The organism is Microbacterium helvum (assembly GCF_014779795.1).
Classification (GTDB): Bacteria; Actinomycetota; Actinomycetes; order Actinomycetales; family Microbacteriaceae; genus Microbacterium; species Microbacterium helvum.
In genome coordinates, this window is the sequence record NZ_JACXZS010000026.1 from 1 (window position 1) to 3,461 (window position 3,461).

The 3,461-nt window shown below is 54.8% G+C and carries 2 rRNA genes; both read right to left on the reverse strand.

The features are described 5' to 3' along the window. Positions 1-50: 50 nt before the first annotated feature. A 5S ribosomal RNA gene (rrf, locus tag IF188_RS19965) occupies positions 51-167 on the reverse strand. Between the two features lie 102 nt (positions 168-269). After that, positions 270-3,378 (reverse strand): 23S ribosomal RNA (locus tag IF188_RS19970). Between the last annotated feature and the right edge of the window lie 83 nt (positions 3,379-3,461).

A 3,461-nucleotide genomic window follows, 5' to 3' on the forward strand; every position in this document is an offset into this window, starting at 1 on the left:
GTTAACGCGGAATGGCCACCCAGTGTTGGGTGGCCATTCCGTGAATGGGTGTCCGGCGGTGTCCTACTCTCCCACAGGGTCCCCCCTGCAGTACCATCGGCGCTGAGAGGCTTAGCTTCCGGGTTCGGAATGGGACCGGGCGTTTCCCTCTCGCTATGGCCGCCGAAACTCTTTTGATGTTTCAGTCTGCAATAACAATAAGTGTTGTGCTGTTGCTGGTTTCCGACCGTACATCGGGAACCACTCAGTGGACGCAAGCAAGTTTTGTTGTTATCAAGTCGTCGGCTTATTAGTACCAGTCAGCTGCACACGTTGCCGTGCTTCCACATCTGGCCTATCAACCCAGTAGTCTGGCTGGGAGCCTCTCACCCGCAAGGGGTATGGAAGTCTCATCTTGAGGCCGGCTTCCCGCTTAGATGCTTTCAGCGGTTATCCATCCCGAACGTAGCTAACCAGCGGTGCACTTGGCAGTACAACTGGCACACCAGAGGTTCGTCCAACCCGGTCCTCTCGTACTAGGGTCAGATCCTCTCAAACTTCCTACGCGCGCAGCGGATAGGGACCGAACTGTCTCACGACGTTCTAAACCCAGCTCGCGTACCGCTTTAATGGGCGAACAGCCCAACCCTTGGGACCTACTCCAGCCCCAGGATGCGACGAGCCGACATCGAGGTGCCAAACCATGCCGTCGATATGGACTCTTGGGCAAGATCAGCCTGTTATCCCCGAGGTACCTTTTATCCGTTGAGCGACAGCGCTTCCACAAGCCACTGCCGGATCACTAGTCCCGACTTTCGTCCCTGCTCGACCTGTCAGTCTCACAGTCAAGCTCCCTTGTGCACTTACACTCGCCACCTGATTGCCAACCAGGTTGAGGGAACCTTTGGGCGCCTCCGTTACTTTTTGGGAGGCAACCGCCCCAGTTAAACTACCCACCAGGCACTGTCCCTGAACCGGATCACGGTTCGAAGTTAGACATCCAGAGTGACCAGAGTGGTATTTCAACAACGACTCCACCATGACTGGCGTCACGGTCTCATAGTCTCCCACCTATCCTACACAAGCCACACCGAACACCAATACCAAGCTGTAGTAAAGGTCACGGGGTCTTTCCGTCCTGCTGCGCGTAACGAGCATCTTTACTCGTATTGCAATTTCGCCGAGTTCGCGGTTGAGACAGTTGGGAAGTCGTTACGCCATTCGTGCAGGTCGGAACTTACCCGACAAGGAATTTCGCTACCTTAGGATGGTTATAGTTACCACCGCCGTTTACTGGGGCTTAAATTCTCAGCTTCGCCTTACGGCTAACCGGTCCTCTTAACCTTCCAGCACCGGGCAGGCGTCAGTCCGTATACATCGTCTTGCGACTTGGCACGGACCTGTGTTTTTAGTAAACAGTCGCTACCCACTAGTCTCTGCGGCCACCACACCCTTTTCCAGGCAAGCTGGTATAAGCGGATGGCCCCCCTTCTCCCGAAGTTACGGGGGCATTTTGCCGAGTTCCTTAACCACGATTCTCTCGATCTCCTCGGTATTCTCTACCTGACCACCTGAGTCGGTTTGGGGTACGGGCAGCTAGAACCTCGCGTCGATGCTTTTCTTGGCAGCATAGGATCACCCACTTTTCATCCGCATCGTGTCTCAGCCGTCATGAGTCGCGGATTTGCCTACGACTCGGCCTACGCACTTGCCCCGGGACAACCATCGCCCGGGATGGGCTACCTTCCTGCGTCACACCTGTTAACACGCTAACCGCACCAGCATGGGGTCGTACGCTAGGCCCCCAGCCATCACCCGAAGGATCCGGTCAAGGGGATTCAGATACTTAGCACTACTGGGTTAGTTTGGGCGGTTCTTCGCCGGTACGGGAATATCAACCCGTTGTCCATCGACTACGCCTGTCGGCCTCGCCTTAGGTCCCGACTTACCCAGGGAAGATTAGCTTGACCCTGGAACCCTTGGTCTTTCGGAGGACGTGTTTCTCACACGTCTTTCGCTACTCATGCCTGCATTCTCACTCGTGTAGCGTCCACGACTGGGTCACCCCGCCGCTTCACTCGCCACACGACGCTCTCCTACCCATCAACACGGCTGGACCACGAAGGCCTACCAATAATGTCAATGCCACAACTTCGGTGGCGTGCTTGAGCCCCGTTACATTGTCGGCGCGGAATCACTTGACCAGTGAGCTATTACGCACTCTTTCAAGGGTGGCTGCTTCTAAGCCAACCTCCTGGTTGTCTAAGCAACTCCACATCCTTTCCCACTTAGCACGCGCTTAGGGACCTTAGATGGTGGTCTGGGTTGTTTCCCTCTCGACTATGAAGCTTATCCCCCACAGTCTCACTGCTGCGCTCTCACTTACCGGCATTCGGAGTTTGGCTGACGTCAGTAACCTTGTAGGGCCCATCGGCCATCCAGTAGCTCTACCTCCGGCAAGAAACACGCAACGCTGCACCTAAATGCATTTCGGAGAGAACCAGCTATCACGAAGTTTGATTGGCCTTTCACCCCTATCCACAGCTCATCCCCTCAGTTTTCAACCTAAGTGGGTTCGGCCCTCCACGACGTCTTACCGTCGCTTCAGCCTGGCCATGGATAGATCACTTCGCTTCGGGTCTAGGACATGCGACTGAATCGCCCTATTCAGACTCGCTTTCGCTACGGCTACCCCACCCGGGTTAACCTCGCCACATATCGCTAACTCGCAGGCTCATTCTTCAAAAGGCACGCTGTCACCCCTACCAAGGAGGCTCCAACGGTTTGTAAGCAAACGGTTTCAGGTACTATTTCACTCCCCTCCCGGGGTACTTTTCACCTTTCCCTCACGGTACTTGTCCGCTATCGGTCATCTGGGAGTATTTAGGCTTATCAGGTGGTCCTGACAGATTCACACGGGATTTCTCGGGCCCCGTGCTACTTGGGATACGCTCCACGCTGCATACAAGCATTTCGGTTACGGGGCTGGCACCCACTCTGGCCGGCCTTTCAAGACCGTTCACCTATACCAATGCATCACGCTCACCACTCGGCAGAATGATAAGGAACGTCCCACGACCCCGCACACGCAACTCCTGCCGGATATCACACGTGTACGGTTTAGCCTCATCCGATTTCGCTCGCCACTACTCACGGAATCACGGTTGTTTTCTCTTCCTGCGGGTACTGAGATGTTTCACTTCCCCGCGTTCCCTCTACCCGCCCTATATATTCAGACGGGAGTCACTGGGTCAGCACGCCGCCCAGCGGGGTTTCCCCATTCGGACACCCTCGGATCAAAACTTGCTTATCAGTTCCCCGAGGCTTATCGCAGATTGCTACGTCCTTCTTCGGCTCCAGATGCCAAGGCATCCACCGTTTGCTCTTAAAGACTTGAAAACATGAGAATCAAAACTCAGCCACACCCAAACGGATGCGACAGAAATTGACTAATGATCTTTAAGATCATCAACACAACATGC